The sequence below is a fragment of the Providencia sp. PROV033 genome, assembly GCF_028484855.1.
GTDB lineage: Bacteria > Pseudomonadota > Gammaproteobacteria > Enterobacterales > Enterobacteriaceae > Providencia > Providencia alcalifaciens.
In genome coordinates this window covers 1-18736 of record NZ_JAMPSW010000033.1, presented here as the reverse complement: position 1 = coordinate 18736, position 18736 = coordinate 1, and the positions used below count along the sequence as shown (strand labels likewise).

Here is an 18736-nt window from a genome sequence, read left to right as displayed (position 1 = left end):
AAGGTAAAGTTTAGTTTCTATTATTCACTCAGTCGGCGAAGATATGAAATTAATTCTATTTTTAACGTTATTAATTATTCAAGGCTGTCATTCTAATGATAAGGAACATACTGATTTAGCGACAAAAAGCATGCTTTCTTTTAGTTACTCTAATGAGTATAGACAATATGACCCCAAATTATTATCCAACACTCCTCCTCCCAGAACACAAATTGATTATAACTATTTGAGATTACAGTCAAGTAAAGGTGACTCAAATAGTAGCTTGTTACTTTTTCATCTTTTCTATATTAGTTCAAACTGTAATTTTGTTGATTTAAATAATGTTGAACTGACTAAGAGATGCCTTAGAGCTATCGACTATTTAAATAAATCCATAGATCAAAATCCAGATAATAGCCTCGCATTATATGAAATGGCTGTTTTACATCATCGTGGTATTGGCTTTTCAGTAAGTAGAAAAAACGCTATTAAATATTTAGAGAAAGTTATTAATAAAGGAGGTAAAGACAGTGATTTAGTCTGTGAATATATTGGTTATATTTATTATTTTAATGATGATGGTGAAGGGAAGGATATTGAGAAAATGAAATATTATTTTGATTTGGGGGCTAAAAAAGGTGGGAAGATTTGCCTAAAAAACCTTAAAGATACAATGGAGTTATCACGTTAGTCTTACAATTAAAGGAAAATATATCATGCATGACGAACTACTAACCAAAATCAACAAGGGAGCCATTGGCTCCCTTGTTGTTTTTAGTACGGTGACAATTTTTAGCGCGTTAGATTAATTATGCCGCTTTTTTCTTTTTCGACTGAGATTCATCCTCTGACTCAGTGTGTGGCTTTTTTGATGGAAGTACACCTAAATCGTCGAAATCAAACTCATCTACATTAATGGTACGTAAGCGGCTAGCTTCAGCTTTACGTAAAATGTCGGCTTCTTCTTGCGTGATAATGTTTTCTGGCAACATTTGGTCAGCTAACTTATCCAAACGCGTGAAGCTGAATTTACGCTCTTTTAAGCGGCAGATACGTTCGAAAATTGGCTCTGCGGCAATAATGTCATAGAGCGCTTGGTTTACTAAACCGTGAGGGTTATTGGCAACCGGTGTTAAGAACTGTCCACGTCCAATTCTATCGCGCGTTTCAGATGGTTCCATAATCAATTGTGCCAGCTTGTGATCCAGTCTATCGGATGGCATTGACATGGCACGACCTGTCGGGAACAACACGATGCGTAATGCACCTGCGATAAAGCGATTCGGGAAGTTCTTCAGTAAATCATCCATCGCTTTTTCAGATTGATACAGACAATCTTCAACCGCCCATCTCACCAGAGGTAAATCCGCTTTTTGACGGCCTTCATCTTCATAACGTTTTAACGTAGCTGATGCGAGGTACAGATGGCTCAGAATGTCACCAAGACGTGCAGATATGCGCTCACGACGTTTTAAACTGCCACCTAAAACACCCATGGAAACATCAGAGAGTAGGGCTAAGTTAGCACTATGACGGTTAAGCATTTGATAGTAACGGCGGGTTTCATCTTTGGTTGGTGTGCTGCTGCCACGACCATTGGTTAAACCTAGCCAGAAACTACGGCATTTGTTACTGATCACATGACCAATATGACCGAATACCGCTTTATCAAATTTGTGCAGGTTGTTATCTTGAGCCGCAGCCATCTCTTCGAGAACATATGGATGGCAACGAATTGCACCTTGTCCAAAGATGATCATACTGCGAGTGAGAATATTCGCCCCTTCTACCGTAATCGCGATTGGGGCACCTTGGTATGATCTGGCGACGAAGTTAGAGTCACCTAAGCAGATACCTTTACCACCAGTGATGTCCATCGCATCAATAATGGAGCGTTGACCACGGTGGGTACAGTGATATTTAACAATGGCTGAAAGTACCGCGGGTTTCTCGCCTAACATGATACCGGAAGTAATTAATGTTGCTGCCGCATCCATCAGGTAAGCGTTACCAGCAATGCGTGCTAACGGTTCTTCGATACCTTCCATTTTCCCGATAGGAAGTTTGAATTGGCGGCGAATGTAGGCATAAGCACCCGTTGCCATTGCCACGCTCTTCAGGCTGCCTGTAGAGTTAGATGGCAGGGTGATACCGCGTCCAACAGACAGACACTCCACTAGCATTCTCCAACCTTGCCCCGCCATTTGTGGACCACCGATAATGTAATCGATAGGAACGAAAATATCTTTACCGCGGGTTGGACCATTCATGAACGGTACGTTCAGAGGAAAATGGCGATGACCAATTTCGACACCTGGCGTGTTTGTTGGGATCAATGCACAGGTGATACCGAGATTTTTCTCTCCACCCAGTAACTTATCGGGATCTGTTAATTTAAAGGCGAGCCCTAATACTGTCGCAATAGGTGCTAGGGTGATGTAACGCTTGTTCCATGTTAAGCGCATCCCTAAAACTTGCTCACCTTGCCATTCGCCCATGCAGACAACACCTGCATCAGGGATAGCACCTGCATCTGAACCTGCTTCAGGGCTTGTTAGTGCAAAGCATGGGATCTCTTCACCAGTAGCTAAGCCTGGTAAATAACGTTTTTTCTGCTCATCAGTCCCATAATGTTGCAGTAATTCACCAGGACCTAAAGAGTTCGGTACGCCGACAGTGATAGCGAGAATACCGGATACCCCTGCCAACTTTTGTAAAACTTGAGATTGTGCGTAAGCAGAGAACTCTAATCCGCCATACTCTTTTTTGATGATCATGGCGAAGAAACGGTGGTCACGCAGATATTGCCAAACTTCTGGCGGTAAATCAGCGAGTTCATGAGTGACTTCAAAGTCATTCACCATGCCGCAAACTGTTTCTACTGGACCATCAATAAACGCTTGTTCTTCAGCGGTTAATTGCGGTTTTGGGTAGTTGTGAAGCTTGTTCCAATTTGGTGCGCCGCGAAATAGGTCACCTTCCCACCAAGTGGTTCCTGCATCAATCGCTTCTTTTTCAGTGCGAGACATGGGTGGCATTACTTTTTGGAACATTGCCATCGCTTTTGATGAAAAGAGAGATTGACGAATTGGTGTGATGACAAATGGGAGTAAAACAAGAGCGACTGGGAGTAGCATCCAATAGCTCCAAATATTGGCTGCACCCATTGCTGCAGTGTAAGCAAGTAATACAATTGTGCTCAGAACGAGAGAGCTTTTGTGGTAGCTCAACACGCCGATTAACGCAATAAATAAAACAATACTGAGAAGGATCATAGTGAAACTCCTGTCTACTTGTAAGAGGTCTGACCTGTTTGTTTTATTAATCTATATCCGGTAATAAACAATTAGCAAGGTGTTTACATCTTAATTACAACTTGGCTCACAAAATCATCAGTTAGTTTTGGGAAGAAACAACATTGAGAAATTTAACGAGGTTGATAAGTCGATAGAGAAAAGCGCACTGATGGAGATTTCGCCAACGATACCCCATACGATACAATCAGCAGTAGAAACAAAATGTACCCTGTGCAACAATCGGTAAATCAAAGATAAATTACCTATAAAAGGGTAATTATCTCCATCAAGAATTCGTGAAAATTAAGGGGAAACTCATGTACCAAGACTTGATCCGTGGTGAGCTGAATGAAGCAGCAGATACGTTATCAAAATTTTTAAGTGATGATGCTAATCTGCAAGCGATTGAGAAAGCTGCGGTATTGCTGGCAGATTCTTTCAAAGCTGGTGGTAAAGTTATTTCTTGCGGCAACGGTGGCTCCCACTGTGATGCGATGCATTTTGCTGAAGAGTTGACGGGGCGTTACCGTGAAAACCGCCCAGGTTACCCTGCAATTGCCATTTCTGATGTTAGCCATTTATCTTGTGTAAGTAACGATTTTGGTTATGAGTTTGTGTTCTCTCGCTTTGTTGAAGCAGTCGGGCAAAAAGGCGATGTTCTGCTGGGTATTTCAACATCAGGTAATTCTGGCAACATTATTAAAGCCATTGAAGCAGCTCGTGCGAAAGGCATGAAAGTGATCACCCTGACTGGGAAAGATGGTGGAAAAATGGCGGGAAGCGCAGATGTTGAGATTCGCGTTCCACACTTTGGTTATGCAGATCGCATTCAAGAGATTCACATCAAAGTGATCCATATTTTGATTCAGTTAATTGAAAAAGAGATGGTGAAATAACCATTTTTAGTTCTAGGAGACTTTAAATGTGCGAGTTGCTTGGCATGAGTGCCAATGTACCAACAGATATTACGTTTAGCCTAAGTGGGCTGATTTCCCGAGGTGGACAAACAGGCCCACACAAAGATGGGTGGGGGATCACTTTTTACGAAGGTTTAGGCTGTCGCACATTTAAAGATCCTCAACCCAGTTTTGTCTCTCCTGTCGCACGCTTTGTGCAAGAATACCCGATAAAGTCAGAAAGTATTGTTGCGCATATTCGTCAAGCGAACCGAGGGGATGTGTCTCTGGTTAATACCCATCCGTTTACGCGGGAATTATGGGGGCGAAATTGGACTTATGCGCATAACGGTCAATTGAAAGGTTTTCGATCATTAAAAACAGGTCACTATCGCCCAATTGGGGAGACGGACAGTGAATGGGCATTTTGTTGGATTTTGCATCAGTTGAATCAGAAATACCCAAGAAAACCAAGAAATTGGCAAGCTGTTTTTCGTTTTATTGGTACTTTAGCGCAGCAACTGCGTGAAAAAGGTGTTTTCAATATGCTGCTGTCTGATGGGCAGTATTTGATGGCATTTAGTTCGACTAAATTGCATTGGATTACCCGAAGAGCGCCATTTGGTAAAGCAAAATTACTGGATCAAGACATCGAGATTGATTTCCAACAATGCACAACGCCAAGTGATATTGTTTCGGTGATTGCCACGGCACCACTAACAGGTAATGAGACGTGGCAAAAAATCGAACCCGGTGAATTTGTGCTATTCCACCGTGGTCAACGCATACTGTGACTTAGATCCCAATAACTTAGAGGGGGTTTCTGGCATGCTGTTAACATGATATTTACCTAATGTTACTGATATTTCAGCAGGGTTGCCAGTTCGCTCAAAATAGTCATAAGCGGGTTGAAGTTGTTTCCAAAAGGCGTAATGCGCCGAGTTGCGGTAGCGCAGCATGTTCATTTTTGTCATTCGGAATGGATAAATGCTGACATCAATGGCGGGTTGACCATTTTGAAGTGCTTGTTCCACGATTTGATAAATCTCACCCATGGACTTATCTGTCATTGCATAGCACCCGACAGAGACACAGCTACCATGTATCATCAGATAGTTGCCTGAGTATCCCTGCGTTTTATCAAATTCATTAGGAAAGCCAAGATTAATAGATCGGTAATATCGACTATTCGGATTGAGCTGTGAGTGTGTAATTTGATAAAAGCCCTCTGGACTTTTTAAGTCACCTTCCATCTTTTTGGGACCCAGTCCGCCAGAAAACTTACAAATAGGGTAGGTTTTGACTAATTTATACTTTCCTACAGCCGTTTTTTGGTAGAGCTCAAGCACGCCTTCTTGCTTAAATATTTGAATAAATATCGATGAATCAGGCTGAGTTGCTGGCTTATTATTAAGGGAGAATAATACATCTTCTTTTTGTGCATAAGAAGAACATGCAAATGTGATGAGTAAATATACACCGATAGTTTTACTTATATGCATAATTAAGCCGAATAATGAAAAATAACCTGATTAAAAATGGACCAAATTCAACATATTTTAGACGAATGGAACAAAATTTAATATATCAAGTTAATAATTTTCTAATGAATCATTATTGATTAGAAATTAGTCGACACTCGATAAATGTGAGCCAATATGTAGGTTTTTACGAGTTGTTACAACAATATTTTAAATTTTATTGCGATTTGCTTGAACTAGGTCACTTCTATAACCGGACAGAGGGCGAGGGAACTGATAAAATTGACGTCGGCAGAAGAAGATAAAGTGTAGCAATATTGTTAGATTTACTGACTCAAGCAGCGAAAGCAACTTGAGTTATTTTTATTATTGAGTCGCTATCATTCATTGCTGAATCGTTAGCTTAGGGTTTAACTGATAAACTTGTGCAGATCTTATGATTAAAATTAAAAAAGGCCTTAACCTTCCCATCGCAGGTGAGCCAGCCCAAGTGATAGAAGACGGCCCGAAAATTCAACACGTAGCAGTGCTAGGTGAAGAATATGTCGGAATGCGTCCTTCGATGCTGGTTAAAGAAGGTGAGCGTGTAAAAAAAGGGCAGATTCTTTTTGAAGATAAAAAGAATCCTGGCGTGGTATTTACTAGCCCAGCTGGTGGCAAGATTATTGCCATACACCGCGGTGAGCGTCGTGTACTTCAGTCCGTTGTTATCGAAGTTGATGGTGACGAACAAGAGACTTTCGAGTCTTATTCCACAGATCAACTTCCATCACTGACGAAAGAGCAGGTTGAACAAAATCTTTTAAGATCCGGTTTATGGACTGCTTTAAGAACGCGCCCATTTAGTCGTTCTCCAGAGCCAGGTTCATCCCCAGTAGCGATTTTTGTGACTGCAATTGATACAAATCCTCTTGCTGCTGATCCTTCTATTATCATTGGTGAAAATGCGCAAGCCTTTAATGACGGTCTCATCGTTTTGAGCCGACTCACGGAAGGCAAGGTGCATGTTTGTCATGGTGCAGGCGAACTGCCAAAGCAAGCCGCTAATACGCAAATCACATATACCCAATTTTCAGGACCGCACCCAGCGGGTCTGGCAGGGACTCACATTCATTTCCTTGAGCCTGTTAGCATTCGTAGAAAAGTGTGGAGCCTTAATTACCAAGATGTGATTGCTATCGGTAAATTATTTACCACGGGTCACCTTTATACTGACCGCGTTGTTTCTGTTGCAGGTCCACAAGTTGAGAAACCTCGCTTGTTGCGTACCCGTCTTGGTGCAGATATCTACGAACTGACCAAAGGTCAACTTAAAGCAGGTGAAAACCGTTTAATTTCCGGCTCTGTATTGTGGGGGGGGACCTGTGATGATGCTCATCACTACCTCGGTCGTTTCCATAATCAAATCTCTGTTTTAGCGGAAGGTCGCGATAAAGAGTTATTTGGATGGATTATGCCTGGTGTGAATAAATTCACGATTACGCGTACCACCATCGGACATTTTCTGAAGAACAAACGCTTTAATTTCACGACGACGATGAACGGCGGTGAGCGTTCAATGGTGCCAATTGGTAACTATGAACGCGTGATGCCACTCGACATTATGATCACTCACTTACTGCGTGATTTACTTGCGGGTGATACCGATACGTCTCAGGAACTGGGTTGTCTGGAACTCGATGAAGAAGACTTGGGTCTGTGCACCTATGTGTGTCCAGCTAAGTATGAATATGGTCCAGTACTGCGTGATGTTCTGACCAAGATTGAGCTAGAAGGGTAATTCCATGGGTCTGAAAAATTTATTTGAAAAATATGAGCACCAATTTGAACCCGGTGGAAAATTAGCAAAATTCTATCCATTGTATGAAGCGGTTGTAACAGTCTTCTATACGCCGGGCACAGTAACAAAAGGTCGCTCACACGTACGCGATACTATCGACCTCAAGCGCATGATGATTTTAGTCTGGCTTGCGGTTTTCCCAGCGATGTTCTGGGGTATGTATAACGTCGGTAACCAAGCGATTCCCGCGCTGCATCATTTGTACAGTGGCGCTGAACTACAGCAGGTTTTAGCGAGTGATTGGCATTATTCTCTTGCGCAGTTATTAGGTGCATCGTTAACACCTGATGCTGGCTGGGGCAGCAAAATGCTGCTAGGGGCTGTTTACTTCCTACCAATTTACTTAGTGGTCTTTTTGGTTGGTGGTTTCTGGGAAGTGTTGTTTGCCATGATCCGTGGTCATGAAATCAACGAAGGCTTCTTCATTTCATCAATCTTATTTGCGCTGATTGTTCCGCCTACCATTCCATTATGGCAAGCGGCGCTCGGTATCACCTTCGGTGTGGTTGTCGCAAAAGAGATTTTCGGTGGTACAGGTCGTAACTTCCTTAACCCTGCACTAGCGGGTCGTGCATTCCTCTTCTTTGCTTATCCTGCACAAATTTCAGGTGATTTAGTCTGGACTGCTGCGGATGGTTTTTCTGGTGCAACGCCTCTGTCCCAATGGGCGACTGGTGGTGCGAGTTCACTGGTGAACACAGTGACTGGCGAGCCAATCACTTGGATGCAAGCTTTCTTAGGGAATATGCCTGGTTCAATTGGTGAAGTTTCTACCTTGATGATCTTCATTGGTGGTGCATTTATCATCTTCTTCCGTATCGCCTCTTGGCGCATCGTGGCAGGTGTGATGCTGGGTATGATTGCGATGTCCTACCTGTTTAACTTTATCGGTTCAGACACCAATCCACTGTTTGCAATGCCATGGTGGTGGCATATGGTCTTAGGTGGCTTTGCCTTCGGTATGATCTTTATGGCGACAGACCCGGTTTCTGCCTCCTTTACTGATAAAGGTAAGTGGGCTTATGGGATTTTGATCGGCGTAATGTGCGTACTTGTTCGGGTTGTTAACCCTGCATATCCTGAAGGGATGATGCTTGCAATCCTGTTCGCCAACCTGTTTGCTCCTCTGTTTGACTATATGGTCGTTCAAGCAAATATTAAACGGAGAAAAGCCCGTGGCTAATGATAAACCAGTAAATAAAGATGGCGTCGGCAGAACATTTCTCGTCGTTTTCATTCTCTGCTTAGTGTGTTCCGTCGTTGTTGCCGGTGCTGCGGTTGGTCTGAAACCTCAGCAGCAAGAACAAATAATGCTAGATACTCAGCGTAATATTTTGAGTGTTGCGGGCCTGCTGCAACCAAAAATGAGCGCAGAAGAAATTCAAAAAGTGTATGGCGAACGTATTGAACCGAAGCTATTGAACTTCAAAACGAATGAGTTATCTGACAGCGTCAGTCGTTATGATTTAAATAGCGAGCTGCGTAGCGAAGAGAGCAGCATCGCACTTTCACCCGCAGAAGATATTGCCAAGATTCGTCGTCGTGCCAATAGTGCCGAAATTTATCTGGTTAAAGATGAACAAGGGAAAGTCACTCAAGTGATTCTGCCAGTTTACGGCTCTGGTTTATGGTCGGTGATGTATGCCTTTATTGCGGTGGATATTGATGGCGTAACCTCGCGTGGTATTACTTACTATGCACATGGTGAAACACCGGGTCTGGGTGGTGAAGTTGACAACCCTCAATGGAAAGCACAGTGGCCAGGTAAAAAACTGTTCAATGAGCAGGGTGTACCTGCAATCAAGATCGTGCGTGGTGGTGCCACCGATAGCCCATATGGTATCGATGGTCTTTCAGGTGCAACGCTGACGTCAAACGGTATCCAACATATGTTTGATTTTTGGTTGGGTGATAACGGTTTTGGTCCGTTCCTGAAAAAAGTTCGTGAAGGAGCGCTGAATAATGGCTGATTCAAAAGAAGTAAAACGCGTCCTACTTGGACCTTTGTTTGATAATAACCCGATTGCATTACAGGTTTTGGGTGTGTGCTCTGCATTAGCGGTTACCACAAAACTGGAAACTGCACTGGTTATGACTATTGCAGTAACGTTAGTTACCGCATTCTCTAACTTTTTTATCTCATTAATTAGAAATTATATACCGAGCAGTGTTCGTATTATTGTTCAAATGGCCATTATCGCTTCATTAGTGATTGTGGTTGACCAAATTTTACGTGCCTATGCCTATGAAATTTCGAAACAACTTTCGGTATTTGTTGGCTTGATTATCACCAACTGTATCGTGATGGGGCGTGCTGAAGCGTATGCAATGAAAGCGCCGCCAATCGAAAGTTTTATGGATGGTATCGGTAACGGTCTTGGTTACGGTGTGATTCTGGTTCTGGTTGGCTTCCTTCGCGAGCTCTTTGGTTCCGGAAAACTGTTTGGTATCACAGTATTTGAATCACTGCAAAATGGTGGTTGGTACATGCCAAATGGCTTATTCCTGTTAGCGCCAAGTGCATTCTTTATCATCGGTATGCTGATTTGGGGTCTACGGACTCTGAAACCAGCTCAGATAGAGAAGGATTAAGAGCATGGAACATTATATTAGCTTGTTTGTAAAAGCCATTTTCATCGAAAACATGGCGTTAGCTTTCTTCTTAGGGATGTGTACATTCCTTGCAGTATCGAAGAACGTAAAAACTGCCTTTGGGCTGGGTATTGCAGTAACGGTGGTACTTGGTATCTCCGTTCCAGCGAATAACTTAGTGTACAACTTGGTTTTACGTGACGGTGCGTTAGTTGAAGGCGTGGACCTATCCTTCCTGAACTTCATTACCTTTATCGGTGTCATCGCGGCATTGGTTCAAATTCTGGAAATGATTTTAGATCGTTACTTCCCATCATTGTATAACGCGTTAGGGATCTTCTTGCCGTTGATCACCGTAAACTGCGCAATTTTTGGTGGTGTTTCTTTCATGGCTCAGCGTGACTACAACTTTACTGAATCTATCGTGTATGGCTTTGGTTCTGGTATTGGTTGGATGTTAGCGATTGTCTTAATGGCAGCGATTCGTGAAAAAATGAAGTATTCAGACATTCCTGCGGGTCTAAAAGGGTTAGGCATCACCTTTGTTACGACCGGTTTGATGGCATTGGGCTTTATGTCCTTCTCCGGTGTGCAGCTATAAAGGCGAGAAGAATTCATGGATATTATTATTCTAGGCGTAGTTATGTTCACCCTGATTGTCTTGGCGCTGACAGGTTTAATCCTGTTTGCAAAGTCCAAGTTAGTCAATACAGGGAACATTAAAATTGAAGTTAACGGTGATCCTGATAAGAGTTTCGATGCTCCAGCAGGTGACAAGCTGTTAGGTATGTTAGCTAACCAAGGTATCTTTGTTTCTTCTGCCTGTGGCGGCGGTGGTTCATGTGGTCAGTGTCGCGTGAAAATCAAAGAGGGTGGTGGAGACATTCTGCCAACTGAGTTATCTCATATCAACAAGCGTGAAGCGAAAGAAGGTTGCCGTTTAGCGTGTCAGGTTAACGTAAAACAAGATCTGAAAATTGAATTGCCAGAAGAAATTTTCGGCGTGAAAAAATGGGAATGTGAAGTTATTTCTAATGATAACAAAGCAACTTTCATTAAAGAGCTGAAGTTAAAAATTCCAAACGATGAAGTGGTTCCCTTCCGTGCTGGCGGCTATATTCAAATTGAATGTCCGCCTCATGTTGTGAAGTACTCAGACTTCGATGTTCCTGAAGAGTATCGTGAAGATTGGGATAAATTTAATCTGTTCCGCTATGTTTCTGATGTCAAAGAGCAAACTGTACGTGCTTACTCAATGGCAAACTATCCAGAAGAGCGCGGTATTATTATGCTGAACGTGCGTATTGCAACGCCACCTCCGCGTAATCCAGATGTGCCGCCAGGTATTATGTCATCTTACATCTGGTCATTGAAACCAGGTGATAAAGTCACTATCTCTGGACCATTTGGTGAGTTCTTTGCGAAAGAAACGGATGCTGAGATGATCTTTATCGGCGGTGGTGCGGGTATGGCGCCTATGCGCTCCCACATTTTTGACCAATTACGTCGTTTAGATACTAAGCGTAAGATCAGTTTCTGGTATGGTGCACGTTCGAAACGTGAAATGTTCTATACAGAGGATTTTGATCAATTAGCTGCGGAACATGACAACTTTACATGGAATGTTGCACTTTCTGACGCTTTGCCAGAAGATAATTGGGACGGTTACACAGGATTTATTCATAATGTCTTGTATGAAAACTACCTCAAAGATCATCCTGCACCAGAAGATTGTGAGTTCTACATGTGTGGACCTCCAGTGATGAACGCTGCAGTCATCAAGATGTTAAAAGACCTTGGTGTTGAGGACGAAAATATCTTGCTGGATGATTTTGGTGGCTGATTAGTTGCTTTAAATTATCGGTTAAGCGCCCAAAATACTGGGCGCTTATTGACTAAAAAGAGGAAAAAAGGATTTTTTTCCTCTTTTTGGTTGTAAACTAGGGAGCGCCGAATAGGCGCTCCTATTTTAAACGTGAGTATTCTCTAGATTTGTGAATGTTGAGTTTGTTAGACGTCTCAGCACCTACTCTTTCTCTAGTGGGCGCTTACAATTAACGCTGAGAAATTTTTATGCTAAACAGAAAAGTATTGACTCCAGTGCTGCTATTCGCAGCGACGCTCCTTCTTGCCGCATGTGGTGGACCTGAACAAAAGAACCTTCAGGGGCAAACCATGGGAACCTATTATTCTGTTAAGTTCGTGACAGACTCATCAGAGCCTTCTTCAGAAGCTATTCAAGCTGAAATTGACAAACGCTTGGAAGAGGTCAACGACCAAATGTCAACCTATCGCCCTGGTTCTGAATTAAGTCGTTTTAATCAATCCAATGAGGTGAATGAACCATTCCCAGTGTCAGCGGCGACAGCAAAGGTCGTCAGCAAGGCAATTGAAATAAACAAGCTTACTGATGGTAGTTTAGACGTCACAGTCGGACCGCTGGTTAATTTGTGGGGCTTTGGGCCTGAAGGTCGAGTGACTAAAGCACCTACTGACGAAGAGTTAGAAAAGCGCCGTGCATGGATCGGTATCGATAAACTCTCTGTTCAAGGTAATAACTTAATTAAGACAATCCCTGAACTGTATGTTGATTTATCCTCTATCGCTAAAGGGTATGGCGTTGATGTGGTTGCTGAATATTTGGAGTCCATCAATATCAATGACTATATGGTTGATATTGGTGGTGAAGTCCGTACCAAAGGGAAAAATGGAAAAGATGCACCGTGGCGTATTGCGATTGAAAAACCGGCAACTGACGGTGTGAGCCAAACGGCACAAGAGATCATTGAACCTGGTGATTTATCGATTGCCACTTCGGGGGATTATCGTAACTATTTTGAACAAAATGGCGTGCATTTTTCTCATACCATCGATCCAAAAACAGGTAAGCCTATTTCCCATAATTTAGTTTCAATCACAGTATTAGCCGAAGACTGTATGACAGCGGATGGTTTATCGACAGGGTTAAATGTGATGGGACCAGAAGCAGGTTTAGCCTTAGCAGAAAAAATGAATGTGCCTGTTTTTATGATTATTAAGACAGATAAAGGTTTCGAAGAGCGTTACACTAAAGCATTCGAACCATTTTTACAGAAAAAACAGTAAAAGGAGGAAAACGAAATGTTGAATGTTTTTCTTGCAGCCTTTGCTTTATTTTTGTTGGCATTTTTAGGTATGTCTCTTGGGTATATCATCAAGCGTAAAAGTATCCAAGGTAGCTGTGGCGGTTTGAGTAGTATCGGGGTAGAAAAAGTGTGTGACTGTCCCGAACCATGTGATGCACGTAAAAAGCGCATGGCGCGTGAAGAAGCCCGCAAAAAAATGTTAGAGAAAAACCGCATTTTGTGATTTTAAACTGTAATAAATACAAACCTTAGTCATTGATTGATGGCTAAGGTTTTTTATTTTTAATTGAAATTAAATTGGGTTCATTTTTTTTGCGCATGAATTAAATCTAGGATAAGAAACGTGCATTTCTTTTTTATTCCCATCGAAGCTGATCATGATATGACTATATTCAGCTTTATTTGCATTACACGTTAGGAAATCGCCGCTACTCCATTTTATACCGTCACTCGTCGTTATGTTTCCAATCCATTCACTTTTCCCTGTCGAGGAATACGAGATATTAAATATATCATTGAGAGTTTTATTATTAGATAAATTGTATGTGACAAAGGCATTATCATATTCACTCTCGTTACTTTTATAAATTATTTCAACTTTCTTGATAGTTTCATTCCATTTGTTTTCAATTGATATCGTGCCTTTTGAAATAGACATATTACCTCTTGCTCATGTTTTTATTTGGTATGACATTGTAGCTAGATGTTGAGGATTCAAATTTTCCTCAAAATGAGTTTGGCAGTATCGTATTGAAATGTAATTAATATTTAATATCATGTATTAATGAAAAGAAATGAAATATGAGGGACATTTATAATAAAGATAAGCTACTTAAATTAAATGAGAGGCTATTGAATAAAAGTAGCTTAATAGTTTTAATGTTATTTTTTGAAGGCTTTTGGTGAATCGACCATCACTGCATCCACGCCAATTTCTTTAGCAAATTGGTAGTCATCTTGATTATTGACACCAAACACGATGATATAGGCGTTGCCATTTTTTCTAAAACAGTCGATGGCTTCTTTATCCCACGATAAGGTGGCAGGGGAGCGAGCTTCCCCAAGCGTGTATTTCTCAACAACTTCAACTTTGCGACGTAATTCAAAGCCGTACCAGCGCGTGGTAGATTTGTCATTCTCAATAGAACATTTGTGGTCCATGACACTATTTGCCAGCATAGTGCGTGTTTCATCGCGGCTTTCAAATAACTGTAATTTAGTTGAAAGTGGTTTCAGGGCTTTCAAAAATGCATCATTGGTGGAATAAAAGCGAACTTGGCTAAATGCATTGGTTTTGTTTAGTAATGCCAGAATAGCGAGAGCTTGATTATTCGGATCTGCATCAGGCGATTTTAAATCGATATAAAAAACGGTATCAGGGTATTTTTTTAACACCTCTTCTAGCGTCACGATGGTGGTCTGTGTCGCAGGCAATTGTTGATTGTGTGTCTGATTAAATTTGTAAGCCGCATTGATTTGGTTTAACTGATTTGCGGTGTAACCTGAAATGAATCCACTTTTATCGGTTAACGCGTCTAAGTCACTCGGGCGGTAAAGGACTAATTGGTTGTCTTTACTGAGCTGCACAGTGAGCCAAATCGCATCAACCTTATTGTTTTTAGCTTGTTCAATGGCATAAAGGGTGTTTTCTGGTGCATCAGACGTACCTGCACGGTGTGCAACAATATGTGGTGTGAAGGAGAAAGCGGATTGACTAGCCAAAAGTAGTAAGCCTATCGCGACAGACTTTTTGAGGACTGATGTTGATATAATTTGCATTTGTATAATCCATAATGATAGTAAATTCAATGCACTAACATGAAGTTAATTGAATGGTTGTTTTAATATTTTCAGGCTGTGTTGTAAGTAGTTTGCCTATGAATTAGGAGTAACTTTCCGTTTTTTCGTGCTTTTACAGTGTCTCAGAAATACGTTTCAATCAGATGAATAAGTTGCGTGGCTAATAAAACAACTGTATATTTATTCAGTAATCATTGGTTGGAGCGTCTATCATGCGTAAAATTATTCATATTGATATGGATTGCTTTTTTGCAGCGATAGAAATGCGTGACGACCCGAGTTTACGTAATGTTCCTCTTGCAGTCGGAGGTAGTGCGGACAGACGTGGTGTGTTGAGCACCGCGAATTATGAAGCGAGGCGTTATGGGGTGCACAGTGCGATGTCGACAGCTCTGGCATTAAAGCTTTGTCCTCACCTTAAGGTGGTCCCCGGTCGTATGGCTGTCTATAAGGATGTGTCTAACCATATTCGGCAAATATTCGCTCGCTATACGGATCTTATTGAGCCGCTCTCTCTGGATGAAGCTTACTTAGATGTTACGGATTGCCAGCAACTTCATGGTTCAGCCACATTAATTGCAGAGGCTATCCGCCAGCAAATTTTCGATGAGTTACAGTTAACGGCTTCTGCGGGTATTGCACCGATTAAATTTCTCGCAAAAATTGCGTCTGATATGAATAAACCCAATGGGCAGTTTGTGATCACTCCGCAAGAACTGCCCACATTTGTTGCCTCTCTTCCATTAAAAAAAATTCCTGGTGTCGGTAAGGTGACGGCGCAAAAGCTCGCAGATATGGGGTTGTTGACCTGTTCAGATGTGCAGAAATATGACATGTTGGCACTGATAAAAAGCATGGGGAAATTTGGTCAGGCGCTGTGGGAGCGTTGCCATGGTATTGATGAACGAGCGGTGAATCCTGAGCGTTTACGTAAGTCAGTCGGGGTTGAGCGTACGCTAGCGAAAGATATTCATCAATGGGAGGATTGCTTGCCGTTACTTGATACGCTGTACGATGAACTGCATTTTCGTTTAGAGAAAGTAAAGCCGGATTTACGTATTGCTCGCCAAGGCGTGAAGCTAAAATTTGATGATTTCCAACAAACTACACAAGAACATGTCTATCCGACGATAAATAAACAGGACTTAATTCAGCTAGCAAAACAGGCTTGGGAAAATCGTAGGGCAGGGCGCGGTGTCAGATTGGTTGGGTTACATGTGACGTTGCAAAATCCACAAATTGAAAGGCAGCTTTCATTATTTTTATAGAGTAAAAACATAGGGTCATAAACCGTAGCTTATGACCCTGATATTTATAACATTGATAATCCAATGTTGAATTAGTTTTTAACTGGAATCGCTTTCAAGATAGCGGTTAATAATGTCCAGTATTGACCTACGCTTTCGATATGAACGCGTTCATCTGGTGAGTGAGCACCGCGAATCGTTGGTCCAATTGATACCATGTCCATTAATGGGTAAGGTTTTTTGAACAGACCGCATTCAAGACCCGCATGGATAACCATGATATTTGGAATTTTACCAAACAGTTTTTGGTAAGTGTCGCTAACAATATGCATGACTGGTGAGTCTGCATCTGGCTGCCAACCTGGATATCCACCTTCAGCACGGTATTGAGCTTTCGCCAGTTTAGTCAGTGAAGTCAGCATGTTCACAACGTAGTTTTTACCAGAGTCGATTAGTGAGCGGATTAAGAAGATCACTTCGGCTTTGTCTTCTGTCATGTTGACAACGCCTTCATTCAATGAAGTCTCAACAACGCCTTTCACGACATCGCTCATACGGATTACGCCGCTTGGTGCCGCGTTCAGGAAGAAAACTAAACGTTGTTGGCAATCATCTGTCAGCGCTTTTAGGTCACTTGACGTTTCATCTAACAGTAAGACTAAATTAGGTTCAACAGCCGCGAGTTCATTTTTCAGAATGCCTTCATAGCGTGCTCTTAATGCAGTGAGTTCTGCAACTTTGTCGGCAGGTACTGCAATGGTTGCATGACCTTCGCGTGGAATTGCATTACGCAGGGTACCGCCTGTGAATTCCAACAGTTTTAAGCCTAAATCTTCAGCATGACCCGCTAAGAAACGAGCTAATAATTTGTTTGCATTACCTAAACCTAAGTGTATGTCACCACCAGAGTGACCACCTTTTAGACCTTTCAGTGTCATAATAAAGGTTTTATAACCTTGCGGTAATGCTTCGCGAGTTAAATCAAAGGTCGCGGTGAAATCAATACCACCAGCACAACCCATGTAAATTTCGCCTTCTTCTTCTGAGTCTGTGTTGATCAGAATATCTGCTTGTAACCAGTTTGGTTGTAAGCCGAAAGCGCCATCCATACCTGTTTCTTCGGTCATAGTCAGCAAGACTTCTAATGGACCGTGCTCAACACTTTCATCCGCTAATACCGCTAATGCAGATGCCATACCAATACCGTTATCTGCACCTAATGTTGTGCCTTCCGCGGTTACCCACTCACCATTAATATAAGGACGGATAGGGTCTTTCGTGAAATCGTGCTCTGTGTCGTTATTTTTTTGCGGCACCATATCTAAGTGAGCTTGCAGTACGACAGGTTTGCGGTTTTCATAACCCGCAGTTGCTGGTTTACGGATTAAAATATTACCAACTTGGTCGCGTTCAACGTGAAAACCTTTTCCTTTAGACCATTCCATGATGTGAGCGGCTAAAGCTTCTTCGTGTTTTGATGGATGCGGAATGGAGCAGATTTTTGCGAAAATATCCCACAGTGGTTGTGGTTTTAGCGTTGATAATTGTGACACGTTCTTCTCCTTGGTACTTTTATCGTAATCTTCCCGTCATATTTCAAGCTAGAGATTGGCTCACACCCAAAACAATCGACTGACGGCGTTCACCACTTAATTTAAGATTGTACTTAAGTGTAATAACTCAAGTTTTAAGCGGTTTTATGTATTGATTCAGCATAACACTTTACATCGAATAATGGAGAGCGTTAATAAGAATTATTCATTTAGTGGGATGGTTTCGCTGGTTTTTCCTGCGCCAAATCACTATAATCTCGCGCAACCTTTTTTCCGCAAGACACATTTCTGTTTTACTCACCTTCGGGACCCGAATTTTATGAGCGAAAAATATGTCGTAACGTGGGATATGTTGCAAATACATGCCCGTAAACTCGCACAACGTTTATTACCAGCAAAACAATGGACTGGTATTATTGCCGTTAGTCGCGGTGGTCTAGTTCCTGCTGCACTGTTAGCGCGTGAGCTGGGTATTCGTCATGTTGATACCGTTTGTATCTCTAGCTACGACCACGATAATCAGCGTGAACTCAACGTGATTAAACGTGCTGAAGGCGATGGCGAAGGCTTTATCGTGATTGACGATTTAGTGGACACTGGCGGTACAGCGAAAGCGATCCGCGATATGTATCCAAAAGCACACTTTGTCACTATCTTTGCAAAACCAGCTGGTCGTCCATTAGTTGATGACTATGTTGTTGATATCCCTCAAAACACTTGGATTGAACAGCCTTGGGATATGGGCGTTGTGTTTATTGATCCCTTGTGTGAACAAGATAAATAGTGTGAACAAGATAAATAAGTCTATTGGGTTAAGCTGTTGTAGGTAGTGGTTGTTTTATAAAAAACTCCACATTATTACCTAAGTGATTTTAGCGAAACACGATATGATAGAAGGGAGTGCATTATGCACTCCCTTTTTTG

The 18736-nt window shown here is 42.0% G+C and carries 18 protein-coding genes; 13 read left to right on the top strand and 5 right to left on the bottom strand.

Going from position 1 to position 18736, the window contains the following annotated elements:
* Positions 1-43: 43 nt before the first annotated feature.
* The gene (locus PSF16_RS07850) at positions 44-673 is read left to right on the top strand and encodes a sel1 repeat family protein (RefSeq protein WP_272689079.1); all 630 of its coding nucleotides are present in this window, start codon (positions 44-46) and stop codon (positions 671-673) included.
* 118 nt (positions 674-791) lie between these two features.
* Here the strand turns inward: PSF16_RS07850 and fadE are convergent, their stop codons facing one another.
* Complete coding sequence (gene fadE / locus PSF16_RS07845) at positions 792-3257, bottom strand: acyl-CoA dehydrogenase FadE (RefSeq protein WP_272689078.1); 2466 nt, start codon at positions 3255-3257, stop codon at positions 792-794.
* 338 nt (positions 3258-3595) lie between these two features.
* Between fadE and lpcA the strand changes: the two genes are divergently transcribed.
* Entirely contained in the window at positions 3596-4174 is a 579-nt protein-coding gene (gene lpcA / locus PSF16_RS07840) for a D-sedoheptulose 7-phosphate isomerase (RefSeq protein ID WP_006662632.1), read from the top strand.
* Between the two features lie 26 nt (positions 4175-4200).
* Positions 4201-4968: a class II glutamine amidotransferase gene (locus PSF16_RS07835; RefSeq protein WP_006657390.1), complete on the top strand. Its 768-nt coding sequence runs from the start codon at positions 4201-4203 to the stop codon at positions 4966-4968.
* On the opposite strand, the gene PSF16_RS07830 is transcribed toward PSF16_RS07835, so the two are convergent.
* Positions 4939-5676, bottom strand: a complete 738-nt coding sequence (locus PSF16_RS07830) for a L,D-transpeptidase family protein (protein WP_272689077.1) — start codon at positions 5674-5676, stop codon at positions 4939-4941. The two genes, PSF16_RS07835 and PSF16_RS07830, sit on opposite strands and share 30 nt — an antisense overlap.
* A 415-nt stretch (positions 5677-6091) precedes the next feature.
* Here PSF16_RS07830 and PSF16_RS07825 point away from each other — a divergent pair, with 415 nt between their 5' ends.
* The 8 genes from PSF16_RS07825 to nqrM all read left to right on the top strand — a co-directional run bounded on the left by PSF16_RS07825 (position 6092) and on the right by nqrM (position 13435).
* A complete protein-coding gene (locus PSF16_RS07825) occupies positions 6092-7435 on the top strand; it encodes a Na(+)-translocating NADH-quinone reductase subunit A (protein ID WP_272689076.1) in 1344 nt (447 codons plus the stop codon).
* Positions 7436-7439: 4 nt separating this feature from the next.
* Positions 7440-8678: an NADH:ubiquinone reductase (Na(+)-transporting) subunit B gene (locus tag PSF16_RS07820; RefSeq protein ID WP_036962636.1), complete on the top strand. Its 1239-nt coding sequence runs from the start codon at positions 7440-7442 to the stop codon at positions 8676-8678.
* Positions 8671-9465 carry a Na(+)-translocating NADH-quinone reductase subunit C gene (locus PSF16_RS07815; protein WP_006657394.1) on the top strand — a complete coding sequence of 265 codons (795 nt, stop codon included), beginning with the start codon at positions 8671-8673 and terminating at the stop codon, positions 9463-9465. Before PSF16_RS07820 ends, PSF16_RS07815 begins: the two co-directional genes overlap by 8 nt.
* Positions 9458-10087 (top strand): NADH:ubiquinone reductase (Na(+)-transporting) subunit D, encoded by a 630-nt coding sequence (locus tag PSF16_RS07810; protein ID WP_006657395.1) that lies wholly within the window; start codon positions 9458-9460, stop codon positions 10085-10087. Before PSF16_RS07815 ends, PSF16_RS07810 begins: the two co-directional genes overlap by 8 nt.
* 4 nt (positions 10088-10091) lie before the next feature.
* Positions 10092-10688, top strand: coding sequence for an NADH:ubiquinone reductase (Na(+)-transporting) subunit E (nqrE, locus tag PSF16_RS07805; RefSeq protein WP_006657396.1), 597 nt, complete (start codon positions 10092-10094; stop codon positions 10686-10688).
* A gap of 15 nt (positions 10689-10703) precedes the next feature.
* A complete protein-coding gene (gene nqrF, locus PSF16_RS07800) occupies positions 10704-11930 on the top strand; it encodes an NADH:ubiquinone reductase (Na(+)-transporting) subunit F (protein ID WP_272689075.1) in 1227 nt (408 codons plus the stop codon).
* Positions 11931-12160: 230 nt separating this feature from the next.
* Entirely contained in the window at positions 12161-13192 is a 1032-nt protein-coding gene (locus PSF16_RS07795) for an FAD:protein FMN transferase (RefSeq protein ID WP_006657398.1), read from the top strand.
* 15 nt (positions 13193-13207) lie between these two features.
* Positions 13208-13435, top strand: a complete 228-nt coding sequence (gene nqrM / locus PSF16_RS07790) for a (Na+)-NQR maturation NqrM (protein WP_006657399.1) — start codon at positions 13208-13210, stop codon at positions 13433-13435.
* A 69-nt stretch (positions 13436-13504) separates the two neighbouring features.
* Here nqrM and PSF16_RS07785 read toward each other — a convergent pair whose 3' ends face one another.
* Positions 13505-13870, bottom strand: a complete 366-nt coding sequence (locus tag PSF16_RS07785; protein ID WP_036962634.1) for a hypothetical protein — start codon at positions 13868-13870, stop codon at positions 13505-13507.
* 224 nt (positions 13871-14094) lie between these two features.
* Positions 14095-14991 (bottom strand): glycerophosphodiester phosphodiesterase family protein, encoded by an 897-nt coding sequence (locus PSF16_RS07780; protein ID WP_272689074.1) that lies wholly within the window; start codon positions 14989-14991, stop codon positions 14095-14097.
* 233 nt (positions 14992-15224) lie between these two features.
* Between PSF16_RS07780 and dinB the strand changes: the two genes are divergently transcribed.
* Complete coding sequence (dinB, locus tag PSF16_RS07775; RefSeq protein WP_036967157.1) at positions 15225-16280, top strand: DNA polymerase IV; 1056 nt, start codon at positions 15225-15227, stop codon at positions 16278-16280.
* 71 nt (positions 16281-16351) lie between these two features.
* On the opposite strand, the gene pepD is transcribed toward dinB, so the two are convergent.
* Positions 16352-17812 (bottom strand): beta-Ala-His dipeptidase, encoded by a 1461-nt coding sequence (gene pepD, locus PSF16_RS07770; protein WP_036962628.1) that lies wholly within the window; start codon positions 17810-17812, stop codon positions 16352-16354.
* Positions 17813-18131: 319 nt separating this feature from the next.
* Between pepD and gpt the strand changes: the two genes are divergently transcribed.
* Positions 18132-18596, top strand: a complete 465-nt coding sequence (gpt, locus tag PSF16_RS07765; protein WP_006662626.1) for a xanthine phosphoribosyltransferase — start codon at positions 18132-18134, stop codon at positions 18594-18596.
* Positions 18597-18736 lie beyond the last annotated feature (140 nt).